This window comes from Flintibacter sp. SJQ-8, assembly GCF_054108085.1.
Genome location: NZ_JBPJWR010000013.1, coordinates 18,739 through 37,384, shown reverse-complemented (window position 1 = coordinate 37,384; position 18,646 = coordinate 18,739). Strand labels below are relative to the sequence as shown.

The window sequence follows — 18,646 nt, the reverse complement described above, 5'->3', positions numbered from 1 at the left end:
TGTTATTATGAAGGAACTTATGAATAAGACTGTGTAGATTACCGGACGAAGCGGCCCTCGGGACCGAAGGTGACCTTGTCGGCGGGCTCCCACCACAGGGGGATCTTGATGCTCTCGCCGCCGGCGATCTTGCCCTTGCCGTTGCAGACGTCCTTGGCGATCTGGTAACCAGCCTGAGCGTGACGCACCACGCCGATTCCGGAGTCGGTGGTCATGCAGGCGGCCAGACGGAAGTCGGCCTCCTCAGTGCCGTCGGCGATCATGGTAACGCCGGTGTGCACGGCCTCGCCCATGGAGTAGTTGGCCTGGATGGCGATCAGGTCGCACATGGCAGCGCAGTCCAGCAGACCGTTCAGCATGGGCCAATCGGAGATGTAGTCGCCGCCGTCGGGCATGTTCTCAGACTCGAAGGTGGGGTTCACGATGGAGCCGGAGTCCAGGTTGTCGCGGGAGAAGGCCACGGGGCCCTTGATCTCGCCCTTCTTGATCAGGTCGTTCACGGCCAGACCGAAGCGCTTGCGCTCGCCAAAGCCCATGTAGCAGATACGGGCGGGCAGAGCCTCGATGGGCAGGCACTTGCGGGCCAGACCGATCCACCGCTCCACCAGGTGATCGCCCTTGCAGATCTCCAGAGCCAGGTCGTCCAGACGAGCCAGGTCGGCGGGATCGCCGGAGATGCAGGTCCAGCGGAAGGGACCACGGCCCTCGCAGAACAGGGGACGGATGTAACCGGCCACAAAGCCCTCGATCTGCTTGGCCTCGGCCTCGGGCATACCGGCGTCCATGCACTCCTTGCGGATGCTGGTGCCATACTCAAAGGCCTCGACGCCGCGCTTCTTGAACTCGATCATGGCGCGCAGCTGGCGCTTCATGGTCTCGCGGGCGTCGTGCAGATACTGCTCGCGGTGCTCGCCGCGGTAGATATCAGCCTGCTCGCCGGTGTAGCCGGAGGGGATGTAGGAGATGGGGTCGTGGCAGGGGCACATCTCGGTGACCACGGCGGGCAGATAGTTCTTCGCCAGGGCCTCCTCGTAGATGTCGGCGGCGTTGCCGACCACGCCGATGGAGATGGGCTCGTCCTTGGCCACGTGCTCCTGAGCGATCTTCCAGGCCTCGTCCAGGGAGTGGACCTTCATGTCCATGTAGTCCTTGGAGATACGGCGGTCGATGACGCGCTCGTCAGCGTCGGCCAGGATGACCACGGCGCCGTGCATCTTGCCGGCCCAGGTCTGGTTGCCGCCCATGCCGCCGGCGCCGGCGGTCAGGAAGATCTTGCCGTGCATATCGTTGTCCCAGCCCTTCTTCAGGACGATGGCGGACAGGGTCTCGAAGGTACCCTCGATAACGCCCTGGGTGCCGATGTACTCCCAAGGAGCGGCGGTGTACTGGGCAAAGATGGTCAGGTTCTTGTCCTGCAGGTCATAGAACCGCTCCCAGGTGGCCTTCATGATGTTGGTGGTGGCCATCACAACACGGGGGGCCAGGTTGTGGGTCTTGAACACGGCCACGGGCATGCCGGACTGGATGACCAGAGTCTCGTCGTTCTCCAGGTTCTTCAGAGACTCGATGATGGCGTAGTAAGACTCCCAGTTACGGGCGCACTTGCCGTTGCCGCCGTAGATGACCAGCATCTCGGGGATCTCGGCGTTCTCCATGTTGTTCTCCAGCATCCGCAGGATGGTCTCCTGCTTCCAACCCTTGCAGCGCAGGGTGTCGGGCTTGTCAAAGCCACCGCGCTGGGCCTTTACCTCATACAGGACCTCGGGCTTCTCCGCCTTGGCGGGGAACATGTTACCACCATTCTGAGACATAACTATTTTCCTCCATTCAAGCAAAAATTTTAATAGCGTTTTTGTTTGTCAGGGTTTATTGACTGTCGGGGGTTCGTAGCTTTCAAGTACGCGTTTATCATACCAGCCAACTGTCGATAGACCATCGATAAATTTGCCCTCTCCATTTTTTCTTACAGCTTTTTTCGTCGATAATCCACTTTTTATCGTCGATTCAGCGAAAATACAGGTGGTTCCCCCGCCTCTTCCGGTCAAAAACCCTATTTTTATCCAAATCATGTAAATTTTATTTTCACGTGATAAATCATTGAATCCCTCTGGACAAAGCAAAAAATGCTGGTAAAATAGAACACACTGAAAATCTAGGACAGGAGGCTACCGATCTTATGGAAGTCCAGGTATTTCTGTTAGGCAACCCCCGGGTTTTGCTGGACCATACCGAGGTCATCTTCCCTTATCGCAAGGTAGAAGGACTGTTTTATTATCTGTGTATCAAGGGCGTCGTCTCCCGGGACGAGGCCATCGGCATCTTCTGGGCCGACTGCACCGAGGGGTCTGCCCGCAAAAATCTGCGGGACGCCCTCTATCATTTAAAAAAGCTCTTCGGCGAGGAGCTCATCAGCGCCGAGGGGAACAACCGCATCACCTTAAAGAAGGAGTGCATCGCCTCTATCGACTTTGACCAGGTGACGGAGGAGAACATCTTCCAGCGCTACACCGGCGACTTTTTGGGCTATTTCTACATTAAGAATTGTATCGAGTTTGAAAATTGGGCCACCGGCATCCGAGAGGACCTGCTGCGGCAATATCGCAAGGCCGCCAACAGCCGGGTGAACGCCGTCAGCCAGGGGGATGACCTGGCCGCCATGGAGGACTGCGCCGTGGCCCTGCTGGGCAAGAGCATCCTGGAGGAGGAGCTGTTCCAGACCCTGCTCAGCGGGATGCTCCGCCTGGGCGGCGTGGTCGAGGCCGAGCGCACCTATCAAAAGCTGCGCAAGGCCCTGGCCAGTGAATTAGAGGTGGGGCCCGAGGAGCGCACCGAGGAGATCATGGCCGAGGCGGCCCAGCTGCGCCGCTGCGGCGCCCCCAAGCCCAGCGGCCAGAAACCGGCGGAATACTTCTTTGGCCGGGAGCAGGAGATGCTGCTGCTGCTGTCCAGTATCCAGCGGTTCCGCCAGGGCAAGGGCTCCAGCTCCATCCTCCTCAGCGGCGAGGCCGGCATCGGCAAGAGCGCCATCATGAGCCACCTTCAGTCCTCCCTGGACAGCGAGCTGTTCATCCCCATCTATTATCAGTGCGTGCAGACCGAGGAGGAGCTGTATCTCAAGCCCTGGAACGACGTCCTCTCCCAGGCGGAGAAGCTGTGCAAGGAGCACCGCATCCCCTATACCCCCGCCCCCGATTTCTACTCCCACCAGCAGGTGGACGTGTCCGTGTTTTCCACACAGTACGAGCTTTTTGTGGAAAACATCTTCCAGACCCTGTCCGACGCCCTGCCGGAGAAGAAAGTGATCCTCTTCATCGACGACATCCAGTGGATGGACGCCGCCAGCCGCCGCCTGCTGAGCAATCTGCTGTTCTGGTCCCGGCAGCAAAAGGTGATGGCCGTGCTCACCAGCCGCAGCGACAGCAGCTCTAACCTCACCGCCCTGAAGGCCCCCCTGCTGGCCAACGGCCTTCTCCAGGAGGTGGTCATCTCCCGCTTTACCGAGCAGGAGATCAAAAAGCTGATCCAGGAGCGCAAGCCCGAGCTACTGAGCATCCCCGGCGCGTTGGAGCGCATCTGTCACAACACCGACGGAAACGCCCTGTTTCTGTTTGAATACTTAAAGGAACTGGAGCACGGCGGCGAGTGGAACCAGCTCTCCCCCAAGACCACGGGCATGATCCAAAGCCGCCTGATGAACCTCACCCCGGAGGAGCGCACCCTGCTGGAGCACATCTCCCTCTATCCCCGCTTTGCCACCATGGAGGAGCTTCAGGCCCTGACCACCGACAGCACCATCCAGATCCTGAAGAGCCTGGAGTCCCTGCTGTCCAAACAGCTCATCTGTGTGCGGAGCACCTATAACTTCACGGGCTATGGCTTCTCCCACCAGTTGATCCGGGACTATGTCTATAACAGTCTGCTGAAGGACAAGCGCATCCTGCTCCACCGCATGGCCGCCGAGGCCTGCGAGGCCAAGTTCCTGCGCACCGGGGACATCAACCTGTGCCCCATGCTCATCAACCACTTCCAGCAGTGCAACGACATCTGCAAGGCCTATACCTATCGCCTGGAATATCTCAAAGCCTTCTACGCCGTGCAGCACGAGATCTATCCCACCGCCCTGACCAACAGCAGCGCCGAGTCGGAGCACAGTCTGCCCCGCCTGGCCGCCGCCGACGAGCTGGTGTCCCTGGCCGACCAGATCCGCTCCCTCAGCAAAAACTCCAGTGAGATGGAGCCCCTGCGGATGAAGCTGGAGTTTTTGATCGGCCGCTATGACCTGTACTCCGGCAACTACGAGGTGGGCCTGAAGAACATCCAGACCAGCATCGCCCTGGCGGAAAAGCTCCACGACTGGCAATATGAGCTGGAAAACCACCTGCAGCTCATCTTCCACGCCATCCAGATCGACGACCTGAAGATGTACTATCAAAATCTGCTGGTGTGCGAGCAGCTGGTGAAAGAGCACGAATACTCCGAGGCGGACAACTGCACCGTCATGCGCCTGCGGGGGCTGTTCTGCATGAAGAGCTCTCAATATGCCCAGGCGGAGTCGGTGCTCCAGCAGGTCATCCGGCGGATGGAGGCCCTGTGCAAGACCAACTCTGACTATCGCATGGGGCTGGCCGCCTGCTATAACTATCTGGGCGAGAGCCGCCAGGCCCGCAAGCTGTGGAAGGAGGCCCTGGAGTATTACCAGAAGGCCATCCAGTGCTGCGACAACGAGATGGTCAGCGGCGTGGCCGTCTTCCAGGCCAACGCCGGGTATGCCCTGCTCCAGCTGGGCCTGCTGGACGAGGCCCAGGAGCACATCGACAAGGCCAACCGCTGCTTCGAGACCCTGGGCGCCATGTGGGGCCGCTCCCGGGCCCAGTCCTATGCCGCCCTGCTGGCCATGAAAAAGGGCGACTGGGACGAGGCCAAGCGCCGCTATGAGCTGGCCAAGCAGAGCAGCCAAAAGGGCGGCAACCCCGCCTCCATCATCCTGGTCAGCCAAGTGGGCGACCAGCTCCAGGCCCACGAAAACGCGGGGTGAACTGTTGCCTTCCCCTGGGGGAAGGTGCCCCGAAGGGCCGGATGAGGGTGGGTATCGTTAGGTGCGGTGGTCATCGCGGGCGGACACGGAGGTCCGCCCGCCGACGGCGAATGCATTTTCGACGGAATCCTCCAGTCATCGCCTTGCGGCGATGCCAGCCCCCTTTGACAAGGGGGCCTAACGGTGCAGAACATCAGCCTCCCTTGTGAAAGGGAGGTGGCACGGCGAAGCCGTGACGGAAGGATTCCGTCCCCTCGTCCCTATTTCTTCTTCCAACTAAAGCGCTTCTTTAAAAAAGAAAGTAATTGTGCAAAATTCTTAAATAAAAAATTTCTGCCACTGACTCACTTGAAAATCCCTCCAAAATCTGATATGGTTTGACCATAAGGCACTGAATGTAGCTTTACAAGTACGCGACAGTTGAACAACTTTCTTTTCTCTCTGGCTCCGGCCAGGGGGTCGGGTCGTTGTTGTCCCTGTCCGCGGACCTGTAGAGCTTTTTTCGTGCCTTTTTCGTTTATCCAGCGCATATCCAAGTCAGCATGATATGAAAGGGGATAATTCCAATGAATTCCAAGGTTTACGAAGTTCTGGACAAGATCACCGATTCCGACGACACCACCGTTGGCGGCGGCTGCGCCTCCGCCCTGTCCGGCGCTATGGCCGCCGGTATGCTCTCCATGGTGGCCAAGCTGTCCAAGAAGAAGCCCGTCAACTTCACCGAGGAGCAGTATGACGCCATCATCAACGAGCTGGAGCAGCTGAACCAGCAGCTTCAGGAGGGCTGTGTCCACGACACCGAGGCCTATTGCATGATTGTGGACGCCTTTAAGCTGCCCAAGGGCACCGACGAGGAGAAGGCCGCCCGCCGCGCCGCCGTGGAGGCCGCCGCCACCCGGGCCGCCGAGGTCCCCCTGGAGAACGGCCGTCTGAACGCCCGTGTGTACGAGCTGGGCGTTCAGCTGCGGGGCAACTCCAACCCCGCCTGCCTGTCTGACCTGACCAGCGCCCTGTATCTGGCTCAGGGCGGCGTGAAGGACTGCGTGCTGAACATCAACGCCAACCTGGGTCTCATCAAGAAGGAAGAGACCATCGCCAGCCTGAAGGAGGCCATGCTGGAGCTGCTGCTTCAGGCCATCTGCTACTAAGCCTTTCCCCTCCCCCCTGGGGCCGCAGGCCCCGCGACAATGTTGTTCCTTTTAAATTTTTATCATAGAATAGGAGTCGATCATCATGAAGTGTTTAATGGCAGAAGTGAATTTCAGCGAGGGCAGAGACCAGGGTCTGATCGACCAGGTCCGCGACGCCATGCTGGCCGGCGACCCCATCGACCTGATGGAGATCTCCTCTGACGGCGACCACAACCGCACCGTGTTCACCTTTAAGGGCGAGCCCCGTGCCGTTCTGGAGGCCTCTAAGCGCCTGTCCGCCAAGGCCGTGGAGCTGATTGACATGACCAAGCACTCCGGCGCGCACCCCCGCATCGGCGCCGTGGACGTGGTCCCCTTCATCCCCGTGAAGGACGTCACCATCGACGAGGCCCTGGAGATCTGCCGCGAGTATGGCAAGTTCATGGGCGAGCTGGGCGTGCCCGTCTATTACTATGAGGACGCCGCCACCAGCGAGGAGCGCAAGAGCCTGCCCAAGATCCGCAAGGGTCAGTATGAGGGTCTGGAGGAGAAGATGAAGGACCCCGCCTGGAAGCCCGACGAGGGCCCCTCCTCTTTCAACGCCAAGAGCGGCGCCACCGTCACCGGCGTGCGCTTCCCCCTGGTGGCCTTCAACGTGAACCTTCAGACCAAGGACCTGGACATCGGCAAGAAGATCGTCAAGGCCGTCCGCGCCGTCACCGGCGGCTATCAGTATGTCCGCGCCATCGCCCTGGTCCTGGAGGACCGGGACGGCATCGTTCAGGTGTCCATGAACCTGACCAACTATGAGAAGACCCCCATCCACCGCGTGTTCGAGACCATCAAGAGCGAGGCCTCTCAGTATGGCGTTGGCGTTGTGGACTGCGACCTGGTGGGTCCCGTGCCCGTGTACGCCCTGCAGGACGTGCTGAAGTTCTATCTGCGCACCCACAACTTCAAGATCGAGCAGCTGTACATGTAATTTTTCATTTCTTTGTCATTTCTCAACAGCAGGACCCCGGCGGCAAAAGCCGCCGGGGTCCTGCTGTTCAGATGTAAAAAACGGGCTGGGCCGTCCGCGCATGACTGCGCGGACGGCGTTTGGCTTGTTTGATATCCGCTCCTTTGCTTCAAAAGGAGGAACTTACTTTGTTGCACGGACCGGTTCACTCCGGTCAATTTTCGCCATTACTCCAGCACCAGGTCCTCCAGATCGCCGGAGAGGGAGTCCATCACCTTATATTTCTCCTCGTCCAGGTCCCGGTTATAAAACCGCATGAGATACATGGGCTTATACACCAGCTCCGTCTTGTGGTCCTCCAGCTCCGGGGGAGCGTAGAGACACTTGAACTTGCGCACCACCCACAGCTTGTTATAGTCCCAGGCCTGTTTCAATGCCTGGTCCTCCGTCAGGCGGCTGGGCAGGATGGCCTGCTCGGCCACCTCCACCGGATGGGACCCGGGCAGACGGGACAGCTTTCCCGGCGTCATCGTCGACTCCTCAAAGCCCGCGTAATAGCCCGCGTAGCGCTTGACGGACTTTGTCACCGGGATGGCCACCCGCAGCTGGAACACCCAGCAGGGGCTGTAAAGGGTGTCCACATAGGAAAAGTCGATGTAAGAGAACTTTTTCGACTTTTTCATGTGCTGGAGAAAGTGCTCCGGCTGGAACCGGACGCCGGTCAGGACAGAAATGGACTTCATGATGGCTCCCTCCCAATGGCCGCTCAGCAGGCCGCGGGGGCGGCCTCCTTGCTGGCGCGGATGATCTTGCTGAAGTTCTCCTGGGAGATCTGCACCCCGGCCTTCACGGCGGTGTTGGTGGCCTCGGCGTCCTCAAAACGCTTGGCATAGTCCACCATGTCCTCGATCTCCTTGGGGGGTTCTTTGGTCAGCAGGCTCACCACCACATAGGCCACGGTGGCCAGAACGATGGCGGCGAAGAAGGTGTGGATGTTGGTGCTCTCCTGCAGCAGGTAGTACCAGGCAAAGCCGGTGACAGAGCCCACGATCAGAGAGGCGTAAGCGCCCTCTTTGGTGCCCCGCTTCCAATACAGACCGCCGATGATCAGGGGGATAAAGGCGGGGGACAGCACGGACCAGGCGATCCAGGTGACCTGATAGATGCCCACCTGGAAGATGGGGGCGAAGCACAGCACGGCGGAGATCAGGCCCAGCACATAGGTGGACACCTGGGTCACCCGCATGACCTGCTTCTCGCTGGCCTTGGGGTTGATAAAACCGTGATACAGGTCGCTGCCCGCGCCGGAGCCGATGACCAGCAGCAGAGCGCTGGCGGTGGACATGATGGCGGAGAAGGCACAGGCCAGCAGGAAACCGGCCATGATGGGGGACAGCTTGGTCAGGGCCAGCACGGGCATGATATACTCCGCGCTGCCGCCGGGCAGGGCAGCGGCGTCGGGGAAGATCACGCGGCCGGCCATACCGAGAATGTACACGCCGAAGGACAGGAAGAAGCCGAAGATGCCGCCGATCAGGGGGACCAGACGGATGGACTTCTCATCCTTGATGGCCACGGTCTTGATGACCAGGTGGGGCTGGCCCATATAGCCCACGAAATAGACCAGGGCGATACCGGCGATCATCAGGGGCGCGCCCTTCAGATAGAAATCCTCGCCCCACAGGGTGGGCAGGCCGGGGTTGATGGCATACAGGCTCTGGGTGATGCCGGAGAAGCCGCCGGCGGCGGAGATACACACGGGGATCAGCACAGCCAGGCCGATGAGCATCAGGATGGACTGCACAAAGTCGGTGTAGGCCACGGCCAGATAGCCGCCTGCGCCGGTGTAGATCAGCACCACCACGCAGCCCACCAGCATGGACATCTCAAAGCTCCAGCCGGTGATGCAGGACAGCAGCACGCCGATGGCCAGATATTCCACGATCAGGCTGATGACCATGGCCACCAGCATGATGATGACGGACAGCAGCTTCACGCCCCGGCTGTAATACCGGTGGCCGAAGAAATCGGGGATGGTCAGGGACTTGGTTTTTTCCGTATACCGGCGCATCCGCCGGGCAATGATGCCAAAGTTCAGCAGCGGGCCGAACACGTCGCCGGGGGCGGCCCACAGGGAGGACGCGCCCGCTTCCCAGCCATACTGGGGGCCGGCGATATACATGCCGCCGCCCACCGAGCTGGAGCCGTGGGCCAGGGCGGTGATCCAGGGGCCCATTTCACGGCCTCCCACGAACCAGTCCTCGGAACTCTTTACCCGCTTGGCCGCCCACAGACCGATGAGCAGCATCAGGGCCATATAGGCGATCAGGATGATGGGAACCTCCATCGGGATGGCTTTACCGATTGCTCTTTCCAGTTCAGCAATACTCACAGATATTTCCCCCTCTCTTTGTCGTTACAGGTCGGTCATAGCTTCCACTTGCCAAGATAGAACGATCCGGCTGCGATCAGGTCGATGATGATGGTGGCCAGGATGAAAATGCCGGTGTCCATGGAAAAGCCCATAAAGATCTGCATACATACCCTCCTTCCTGTTCAATTCGTCAGCTCAGCTTGAACAACACTTTTGCCACGCTCTTGTCCCGGGAGTTCAGCAGTTGGAACGCCTGGGCGCACTCCTCGATGTCAAACACCCGGGAGATCAGCGGCCCCACGTCCACTTTATTCGAGGCGATGGCCGCCACGGCGTCCTCCAGATTCTTGCGGGTATAGACGTTGCAGCCCACCAGCGTGATCTGGGCGGCCACCAGGGCGTTGATGTCGAAGTGGAACTCCTTTTCAAAGATGCTCACCACATACAGGTGGCCATTGGCCCGGGTGTGAGCGATGGCGGTGTTCAGGGTGATGGGCTGCCCGGCGGCATCGATGACCTTGTCAAATTTCAGGTCAGCGGGCAGCTCCTTAAAGGTCTCGTCCGCCCCAACCTTTTCCGCCAGGCCCAGCCGCACGTCGGACACGTCCACGGCGGTGATGTGCTCCACGCCGTAAAGGGCCTTGGCCGACAGGATGGTCAGCAGGCCGATGGGGCCCACGCCGATGAGGGCCACCCGGTCCTCCGGCTTGAACTGGGCCCGGTCACAGATGTTCAGGGCCACCGCCAGGGGCTCGGACAGGGCGATCTTCTCCTGGTCGGCCTGGGGCGGGACCTTGATCAGGGTCTCCTGGTCCATGGCGATGTACTCGGCAAAGCAGCCCTGGCGGACCTCGCCGATAAAGCCCAGGCCCTCGCAGGTGTTATAGCTGCCCGCCTGGCAGCTGGGGCAATGCATACAGGGCACCATGGGGTTGGCGATGACCACGTCGCCGGGGGCAAAGCCCTTCACCCGGTCCCCCACCTGACGGATCACGCCCACAAACTCGTGGCCCATGGTCTCCGGGATGTTCTGGATGAACATCCCTTTGTTATAGATGTGCAGGTCCGAGCCGCAGATCCCCGCGTAGGACACCTGGATCAGCGCGTCGGTGGGGCCGCAGGCGGGCTTTTCCACCGTCTCGAACCGCACGTCCTGAATTCCGTAGTATCGGGCAGCTTTCATGTTGTCCCTCCATTCCCGTCTGGGGCGGCTGGCCTTAGCTGGCCAGCCACCCTCCGTCTACCTTAATTGTCTCGCCGGTGACATAGTCGCTGGCCGCCGAGGCCAGGAACAGCACCGGACCGGCCAGGTCCAGGTCGGTCCCCCACTCGTGGAGGGGGATGCGGCTCTCGATCCAGGCCCGGTGCTTGGGGTCGTCATAGAAGGGCTGGGTCATGGGAGTGATGAAATAGCCGGGGGCCAGGCAGTTCACCTGGATGTGATAGGGCCCCAGCTCGATGGCCATGGTCTTGGACAGCTGGATCACCCCGCCCTTGGTGGAGCAGTACACGCTGGACTCCTCCAGACCGATGTAGCTGCCCAAGGAGCCGATGTTGATGATCTTGCCGCCGCCGTGCTCCTTCATCACCTTGGCCACCTCCTGGGCCATGAAGAACACGCCCTTCATGTTCACCGCCATGATGTGGTCATAGGCCTCGGGAGTCACCTCGGTAAAGGGCTGGATCTGCTCGTACCCGGCGTTGTTCACCAGCACGTCGATGCGGCCAAAGTCCCGGACCACCGCCTGGACCAGCGCGTGAATGGAGTCCAGCTGGGTCACGTCCACGGAATAGGCCCTGGCCTTTCCGCCGCCATCCTGGATGGCCTGGACCGTCTGCCCCAGCCGCTCCATGTTTCTGCCCGCGCAGATCACCGTGGAGCCCGCCTCCCCAAAGGTCTGGGCATAGCCCTTTCCCAGGCCGGACCCGGCTCCCGTGACCAGAACGACCTTTCCGGAGACGTCAAACAGGTTCTTTCCATTCATCACGCCCATATTGTTCAATCCTCCAATCTCAGCTTCACAGAATCTCTGTGGGCCTGAAGACCCTCCACCTCCGCAAATCTCATGCAGTGCTTGGCCAGGTTGTGGCAGCCCTCTTTCGACACGAACTGGTGGAAGGGGGTCTTGATAAAGGTGCCGACCCACACGCCGTTGGAATACCGGGCGGTGCGCATGGTGGGCAGGGTGTGGTTGGGGCCGGAGACAAAGTCGCCAAAGGCCACCGGCGCATAGTGTCCCACGAACATAGAGCCATAGTGCAGCAGCTTTTTGGCCACCTCCCGCTCATCCTTCACCTGGACCTCCAGGTGCTCGGGGGCGATGTCGTTGGAGATATCGATGGCCTCGTCCATAGAGTCGGCCAGATAGATGGCCCCGTTGTCCTTCCAGGCCTGGGCGGCCACGTCCTGGGTCTCCAGGGTGGGCAGCAGGCGCTGGAGCTCCACCATGGCCTCGTCGATCACCTTTTCGCTGGTGCAGACCAGGATGGGCTTGGCGTTGGGGTCGTGCTCGGCCTGGCCCAGCAGGTCGATGGCCACATAGGTGGGGTTGGCCGTCTCGTCGGCCAGCACCAGCACCTCGCTGGGTCCGGCCAGGCTGTCGATGCCCACGGTGCCGAACACCTGGCGCTTGGCCTCGGCCACAAAGCGGTTGCCCGGTCCGGCGATCAGGTCCACGGGCTTCACCGTCTCGGTGCCAAAGGCCAGGGCCGCGATGGCCTGGGCGCCGCCCATGCAATAGATCTCGTCCGCCCCAGCGATGTCCATGGCCACCAGCACGGCGGGGTGGATCATGTTAAAGCCGTGGAAGGGAGGGGAGCAGGCCGCCACTTCCTTCACCCCGGCCACCTTGGCGGTGATGATGCCCATCAGGGCGGAGCTGGGCAGGGGGTGCCGCCCGGCGGGGACATAACAGCCCACCCGCTCGATGGGTACCATGCGGTGGCCGATCTCCAGGCCGGGGACCTTGCTCTGGATGTCCAGGTCCTTCAGACAGGTGCGCTGCTGCTCGGCAAAGAAGCGGATCTGGTCGGCGGAGAAGCGGATGGCCTCCAGCGTGGCCTCGTCCACCTGGTGATAGGCGGCCTTCACCAGCTCCGGGTCCACCCGGACGGTCTTGATGTCCATCTTGTCGAACTTGGCGGCATACTCGATCAGGGCCTTGTCCCCGTTCTCCCGGACGTTGTCCAGAATGTCCATCACAGTACGGGTCAGGTTCTCGTCCCGCTCATAGGTCTTCTTCTCCGGCTGCTTGATGATTTTCACGGTTCCCACTCCTTCATTTTATACTGTTCGGAAGGCGGGCTTTTTCCCCGTCCTCCCGGCTTTCTTTCTTTGGGTTCCTTGGCTACAGTATAAAACTGACCGCTGCGGATAGGTCAAGAAAACAATTTTCCCAATTTCTTTTTTTCATTCTTGTTGGATTTGCACACAGGTTTTTGGGTTTCTCCGGTCCCCTCCCCTTTTCTGCCAGCACCATCGTTTTGTTAAACCCAGCCCCAGGGGCCGACTTTATTTTTTCAAGTTTTGTCCCATGAAACTTTCATTTTTCCGCCCTCGCCCCGGAAGGGGATCATAATGCGGATGACCCACAGCTCCTTGTTATAGGTGATCATGGGGCTGATGAGCCACTCCTCCAGGGAGCAATTTTCCAGCTCATACCCCTGCCCCTTGGCCCAGTCCATCAGCCGCATGTAGGAGGCGCACAGCCGGGTGTCCTTGGGGTCCCCAATGTGCAGGGTAGACACCCCCCGGAATGCAGGGATGCTGTCGTAATGGTCGCAGGGCAGCCGCCGGTCCGCCACGGGGATGGCGATCTTAAAGTCGTGTATCCTGTGGTCAAAGGAGCAGGCGTCGCTGTCGAAGTGCCCCGCGGTGGTGTACAGCAATGAGCCGATGGACACGGCGTTCACCTGCTGGGCGATGTTCTGGATCTTGGGCAGGTGCTCCACGTCCAAACACAGGTCGTCCTCAAAGGTGGCCCGATAGGGCAATGACACCACGTCCTGGCCCGGATAGTCCACCACCTCCATCAGCCCCTCCTTGTCCAGGGTGTGGTGCAGCTTTAAAAAGGACAGGGCCTCGGCCAGCTTGGCATAGGCGGCCATGCTCTGCTCATAGTGGCGCAGGCTGATCTCCAGGGCCTCCTTGGCCGAGTCCATCTGCTGCTGAAGGGAATTCTGGATGCTGGCCACGTTCCGGCCATAGATGATGTCCTTCATCTCCCCCAGGGGCATGTCGATGTCCCGCATGGCCTTGGCCGCCACGATCTCATAGATGTGCTCGTGGGTGTAATAGCGATAGTTGTTGCCGCTGTGCCGGGGGACCTGGCTGAGCAGGCCCTTCTCCTCGTAATAGCGCAGCTGCTTGCGGCTGACCTGGCACAGCTCACAGATCTCGTTGGTGCTGAACGTCTGCACGGCGCACTCCCCCCTCTGTTTCGTTATCTAACAGTATAGCGTGTGAAAGTAAATTTGAAAAGCCTATTCTTCTAAAAATACAGGCGGATATTTCGGGCAGAAAATGGCCCCATTTTGGAGCATGTTCCAAAACGGGGCCATTTCGTCTGTTTTTGTTTACGCGCCCTTTCCCAGCAGCACCACGGCCACGTCGTTCACGTTGGTGCCGGTTGGGCCGGTCTGGATCAGGCCGCCCACCCGCTCCAGGGCGTGATAGGCGTCGTTGTCCTGGAGCACCGCGTGGATGGACACCCCCTGCTCGGCCAGCCGGGCCTGGGTGGAGCCGTCCACCAGTCCGCCCGCGGCGTTGGTGGGGCCGTCGGTGCCGTCGGACCCCAGGGAGAAGATAAGGGCGTTGTCAAGGCCCGCGATGCCCGGGGCGGCGGCCAGGGCCAGCTCCTGGTTCCGCCCGCCCTTGCCCGTGCCGGTAAGGCGGACCACCGTCTCTCCCCCGGCGATGAAGGCCAGGGGCTTGTCCGTGTCCTTATGGGTCAGGGCGATGGAGGCCAGGAACGACCCCGCCTCCCGGGCCTGGCAGCACAGCTGGTCGGTGAGCACCGTGGCCTGATAGCCCAGCTTCTCGCAGCTCTCGGCGGCGGCGGCGCACAGGATGCGCACGCTTCCGGTGATGACAGTCTCCACGCTGTCCAGCTGTTTGGGGGTCTCCTCCCCCAGCAACTGGCGCATCTGGTCAGTGAGGTGCAGGCCATACTTCTCCGCCACGGCCAGGGCCTGGGCACAGGTGGAGCTGTCCGGGTAGGCGGGGCCGGAGGCAATCATGTCCAGGGGGTCCCCCAGGATGTCGGACAGGACGATGGAATACACCCGGGCGGGGGCGCACAGCTGGGCAAAGCGCCCCCCCTTCACGGCGGACAGCCGCTTGCGGATGGTGTTCATCTCCACGATGTCCGCCCCGCAGGACAGCAGCTCCTGGGTCAGCCGGGCCAGGTCCTCCGCCGGGACCAGGGGCCGCTCGAACAGGGCCGAGCCGCCGCCGGACACCAGAAAGATCACCGTGTCCTCCGCCGTCAGACCGGACACCAGGTCGATGGCCGCCTGGGTCCCCCGGAAGGAGCCCTCGTCGGGGACGGGGTGGCCCCCCTCCCAGATGGCGCAGTGGGGGATGTTCCCCATGCTGTGGCCGTGCTTGGTCACCACCACCCCGGCCTGGAGCCGGTCCCCCAGCAGGTCGGCGGCGCAGCTGGCCATCTGCCAGGCCGCCTTGCCCGCCGCCACCAGACAGAGCTTTCCGGGGCCAAAGTCTTTCTGCTCCAGCGCCCGGCGGACGGCCTGGTCGGGCAGGCAGGCCTGAAGGGCCTGCTGGATGATGGTCTGTGCGTCTTGATGGATGGACATGTTGCTGCCTCCTTATGATACACCCATGGAACAAGGGGGAGGGGCCGTGGGCTCCTCCCCCTTGTCGCGCTGCGTGAATATGAGTCTTTTATTACTGAGGAGCTTACAGGGACTCGATTCCGGTGAGCTTCTTGTAATACTTGATGATGGCGCTGTGGTCGTTCTGGCCGCAGCCGTTGTTGTGCAGCCACTGGAGGATCTCCTGCACGGCGGCGGTCATGGGCACGGGGGAGCCCACGGTGTGGGCGCAGTCCAGGGCGTTGTTCAGGTCCTTGATGTGCAAGTCGATCTTAAAGCCGGGCTTGTCGTTGCCCTCGATCATCATGGGGGCCTTGGCGTTCATCACGGTGGAACCGGCCAGGCCGCCCTTGATGGCCTGGAAGACCAGCTCGGGGTCCACACCGGCCTTCTTGGCCAGGGTCAGGGCCTCGGCCACGGCCTGGATGTTGCAGGCCACCACGATCTGGTTGGCCAGCTTGGTGGTGTTGCCCGCGCCCACGTCGCCGCACAGGACCACGGAAGCGCCCATGGACTCCAGCACGGGCTTGAAGCGGTCAAAGACCTCCTGCTTGCCGCCCACCATGAAGGACAGGGTGCCGTCGATGGCCTTGGGCTCGCCGCCGGAGACGGGGGCGTCCAGCATCTCGATGTTCTTCTTGGCCAGCTCCGCGGCGATCTCCTTAGAGGCCACGGGGTTGATGGAGCTCATGTCGATAAAGGTGGTGCCGGGGCGCATGTGGGCGGCCACGCCGTCCTCGCCCAGCATGACGGCCTTCACCTGGGGGCTGTTGGGGACCATGGTCATCACCAGGTCGCAGGTCTCGCCGATCTCGTTGTTGGTGGCGGCCTTGGCGCCGCAGGCGACGATCTCGTCCACGGCGGCCTGATTCAGGTCGTTGACAGTCAGGTCATAGCCGGCCTTCAGCATATTCTTGGCCATGGGCTTGCCCATGATGCCCAGTCCGATCAATCCGATCTTCATAAAAAATTCCTCCTAACGAAAAACACATAAGGGTGTTGAGTAACCAAAGTTAAAGGGCGGCGGCCAGCTCAGCCATGCGCTTGAGGGCCTCCTCCAGGTTCTCGTCGCTGGTGGCATAGGACAGGCGGACATATTTGTCAAAGCCCTTGCCCAGCTTGCTGCCGGGCACGATGCCCACATACTTCTCTTCCAGCAGACGGGCGGCAAAGTCGTCGCCGTTCAGGCCGGTGCCGCTGACGTCCACAAAGATGTAGAACGCGCCCTTGGGCTCAATATAGCTCAAACCGGGGATCTTGTCCAGCTTGGACATGACCAGGGAGCGGCGGCGGGCGAAAGCCTTTATCATCTTGTCCACCTCGGCCTCGGTCTCCGGGGCGTTCATGCTCCGCTCCACGCCGATCTGGCTGAAGGTGGAGATGCAAGTGGTGGTGTACTGGTGGATCTTCAGCAGGTCGTTCGTCATCTCGGCGGGGGCGGCCAGATAGCCCATTCTCCAGCCGGTCATGGCAAAGGCCTTGGAAAATCCGTTCATGGTGATGGTGCGCTCCCGCATACCGGGCAGGGTGGCGATGGAACAGCACTCGGTTCCGTCATAGACGATCTTGTTATAGATCTCGTCAGAGAAGACCAGGATGTTGTGCTCCACACACAGCTTGGCCACGCCCTCCAGGGTCTGGCGGCTGTAGACGATGCCGGTGGGGTTGCAGGGGTTGTTGATGACGATCATCTTGGTTTTGGGGGTGATGTGCTGGGCCAGAATGTCGCAGTTGATCTGGAAGCCGTCCTCCGCCCGCAGGGGGATGGGGACCATCACGCCGCCGGCCTCGGCGATCATATTCTCATAGTTCATAAAGGCGGGGGTGAAGACGATGACCTCGTCCCCCTGGTCGATGGTGGTCATAAAGGCCACGTTCACCGCCTCTGCGCCGCCGCAGGTGAGCAGCACCTCAGTGGCGGGGTCATAGTTCAGGTCAAAGTTCCGGCGGAGATACTTGGCGATCTCGGTGCGCAGGCCCAGGGTGCCGCGGTTGGGGGCATAGTGGGTCTCGTTTTGCAGCAGGGCCTCGATGGTCTTTTCCTTGATGAGGTTGGGGGTGTTGAAATCGGGCTCGCCGGCGGACAGGGAGATCACGGGGTGACCCGCCTCCCGGACCTTGGCCACCTTCTCCATCACTTGGCGGATGGGGGAGAAATACATGCCCTCCAGGCGCTTGGCGCCGGTCTTGTCAGCAGCGTTCATAGTTCATAGCTCCTTCTTTTCAGAGCGGGGACCGCGTTCGCGGTCCCCGCTGCATGGGTGTTACACTCAGGACTTGGCCTGGAACAGGTCGGCATACTCCATGTACATGTCGTCCTCGCCCTTCAGGAAGTCAACAGCCTCGCTGCTGTTCATGTAGAAGGGCTTCTCACCATAGGAGGTGGCGATGGCCTTGGCATAGCTGGAGTCCTCCTCGATGATCTTCTGGCAGGCCTCGCTCATCTTCTCAATGATGGCGGGATCGGTGCCCTTGGGGGCCAGCAGGTTATAGATCAGGTCATAGGACAGATCCACGCCCTGGTCCACGGCGGTGGGCACGTCGGCATAGGTCTCAGAGCGCTCGGTGGCCAGGCAGCCCAGGATCTTCAGGTCGCCGGTCTCGATGTACTGGCCGATGACGCCATAGGCGTTCACGGACAGGTTGATCTGGTCGCCCAGCAGAGCGGCCACGCGCTCGGAGGAGGAGCCGGAGTTGACGATGTTCAGGTCGGCGCCCTGCTCAGACAGCTTGATGGCGGCGTAGTAAGAGGTAGCGCCGGTGTTGGCGGCCATGCGGACCTCGCCGGGGTGAGCCTTGGTGTACTCGATCAGCTCGGGGATGGTGTCATAGGGGGCGTCGCCCTGGGTGACCAGGAACTCGCCGCAGCTCTTGCCGATGATGGCCACGGGGTCAAAGGCCTCGCCGCCGAAGTCGGTGATGCCGGAGGCGTGGTTCAGAGCCATAGCGGTATCAAAGGCCAGGAAGGTATAGCCGTCGGGGTCGCTGTTCTTCACCTCGGTGGAGGCCACGGAACCGCCGCCGCCGGTGGTGTTCACCACGGTAACGGACACGCCCAGCTCCTTCTCCAGATACTGGCCCAGGGTGCGGGCGTGGAAGTCGGTGTCGCCGCCGGCGCTCCAGGGCACCACGATGTTGATGGACTTGGTGGGCCAATCAGCGCCGGAAGCGCTGCCGGAGGCAGCAGAGCCGGAGGTGGCGGAGTTGCCGCCGCTGGAGCTGTTCCCGCAGGAGACCAGTCCCAGGGCCATCACGGTAGCCAGGGCGAGAGAAAGCAGTTTTTTCATGTTGTCTTGCACCTCTTTCTTAAATTT

15 protein-coding genes are annotated in these 18,646 nt (G+C 61.1%); 4 read left to right on the top strand and 11 right to left on the bottom strand.

The features are described 5' to 3' along the window. Positions 1–38: 38 nt before the first annotated feature. Positions 39–1,811, bottom strand: coding sequence for an N-tau-methylurocanate hydratase (locus ACSAMP_RS10645; protein WP_457799588.1), 1,773 nt, complete (start codon positions 1,809–1,811; stop codon positions 39–41). Positions 1,812–2,176: 365 nt separating this feature from the next. Between ACSAMP_RS10645 and ACSAMP_RS10640 the strand changes: the two genes are divergently transcribed. The 4 genes from ACSAMP_RS10640 to ftcD all read left to right on the top strand — a co-directional run bounded on the left by ACSAMP_RS10640 (position 2,177) and on the right by ftcD (position 7,147). Continuing rightward, on the top strand, positions 2,177–5,035 hold the full coding sequence (locus ACSAMP_RS10640) for an ATP-binding protein (protein WP_457799589.1): 2,859 nt from the start codon (positions 2,177–2,179) through the stop codon (positions 5,033–5,035). 183 nt (positions 5,036–5,218) lie between these two features. Further along, a complete protein-coding gene (locus tag ACSAMP_RS10635; protein WP_457799590.1) occupies positions 5,219–5,416 on the top strand; it encodes a hypothetical protein in 198 nt (65 codons plus the stop codon). Positions 5,417–5,601: 185 nt separating this feature from the next. Then, positions 5,602–6,183 carry a cyclodeaminase/cyclohydrolase family protein gene (locus ACSAMP_RS10630; protein WP_441797024.1) on the top strand — a complete coding sequence of 194 codons (582 nt, stop codon included), beginning with the start codon at positions 5,602–5,604 and terminating at the stop codon, positions 6,181–6,183. Positions 6,184–6,268: 85 nt separating this feature from the next. Further along, positions 6,269–7,147 carry a glutamate formimidoyltransferase gene (ftcD, locus tag ACSAMP_RS10625; protein WP_457799591.1) on the top strand — a complete coding sequence of 293 codons (879 nt, stop codon included), beginning with the start codon at positions 6,269–6,271 and terminating at the stop codon, positions 7,145–7,147. A gap of 206 nt (positions 7,148–7,353) precedes the next feature. Here the strand turns inward: ftcD and ACSAMP_RS10620 are convergent, their stop codons facing one another. From ACSAMP_RS10620 to ACSAMP_RS10575, 10 genes are all read right to left on the bottom strand, one after another. Continuing rightward, a complete protein-coding gene (locus ACSAMP_RS10620; protein ID WP_441797022.1) occupies positions 7,354–7,869 on the bottom strand; it encodes a hypothetical protein in 516 nt (171 codons plus the stop codon). Positions 7,870–7,892: 23 nt separating this feature from the next. After that, the gene (locus tag ACSAMP_RS10615; RefSeq protein ID WP_457799592.1) at positions 7,893–9,518 is read right to left on the bottom strand and encodes a sodium/proline symporter; all 1,626 of its coding nucleotides are present in this window, start codon (positions 9,516–9,518) and stop codon (positions 7,893–7,895) included. A gap of 172 nt (positions 9,519–9,690) precedes the next feature. Further along, positions 9,691–10,683, bottom strand: coding sequence for a zinc-dependent alcohol dehydrogenase (locus ACSAMP_RS10610; protein WP_457799593.1), 993 nt, complete (start codon positions 10,681–10,683; stop codon positions 9,691–9,693). 34 nt (positions 10,684–10,717) lie between these two features. Further along, positions 10,718–11,494, bottom strand: a complete 777-nt coding sequence (locus tag ACSAMP_RS10605) for an SDR family NAD(P)-dependent oxidoreductase (protein ID WP_457799594.1) — start codon at positions 11,492–11,494, stop codon at positions 10,718–10,720. A 5-nt stretch (positions 11,495–11,499) separates the two neighbouring features. Further along, positions 11,500–12,765 carry a histidinol dehydrogenase gene (gene hisD / locus ACSAMP_RS10600; RefSeq protein ID WP_441797018.1) on the bottom strand — a complete coding sequence of 422 codons (1,266 nt, stop codon included), beginning with the start codon at positions 12,763–12,765 and terminating at the stop codon, positions 11,500–11,502. Between the two features lie 254 nt (positions 12,766–13,019). Beyond that, positions 13,020–13,919, bottom strand: coding sequence for a MerR family transcriptional regulator (locus tag ACSAMP_RS10595; protein WP_457799595.1), 900 nt, complete (start codon positions 13,917–13,919; stop codon positions 13,020–13,022). A 156-nt stretch (positions 13,920–14,075) separates the two neighbouring features. Further along, entirely contained in the window at positions 14,076–15,314 is a 1,239-nt protein-coding gene (locus ACSAMP_RS10590; protein WP_457800439.1) for a glycerate kinase type-2 family protein, read from the bottom strand. Positions 15,315–15,417: 103 nt separating this feature from the next. Then, positions 15,418–16,296 (bottom strand): 2-hydroxy-3-oxopropionate reductase, encoded by an 879-nt coding sequence (gene garR, locus ACSAMP_RS10585; protein WP_441797015.1) that lies wholly within the window; start codon positions 16,294–16,296, stop codon positions 15,418–15,420. Positions 16,297–16,345: 49 nt separating this feature from the next. Continuing rightward, entirely contained in the window at positions 16,346–17,536 is a 1,191-nt protein-coding gene (locus ACSAMP_RS10580) for a pyridoxal phosphate-dependent aminotransferase (protein WP_457800438.1), read from the bottom strand. Positions 17,537–17,602: 66 nt separating this feature from the next. Continuing rightward, the gene (locus ACSAMP_RS10575) at positions 17,603–18,619 is read right to left on the bottom strand and encodes a tripartite tricarboxylate transporter substrate binding protein (RefSeq protein WP_457800437.1); all 1,017 of its coding nucleotides are present in this window, start codon (positions 18,617–18,619) and stop codon (positions 17,603–17,605) included. Positions 18,620–18,646: the final 27 nt, after the last annotated feature.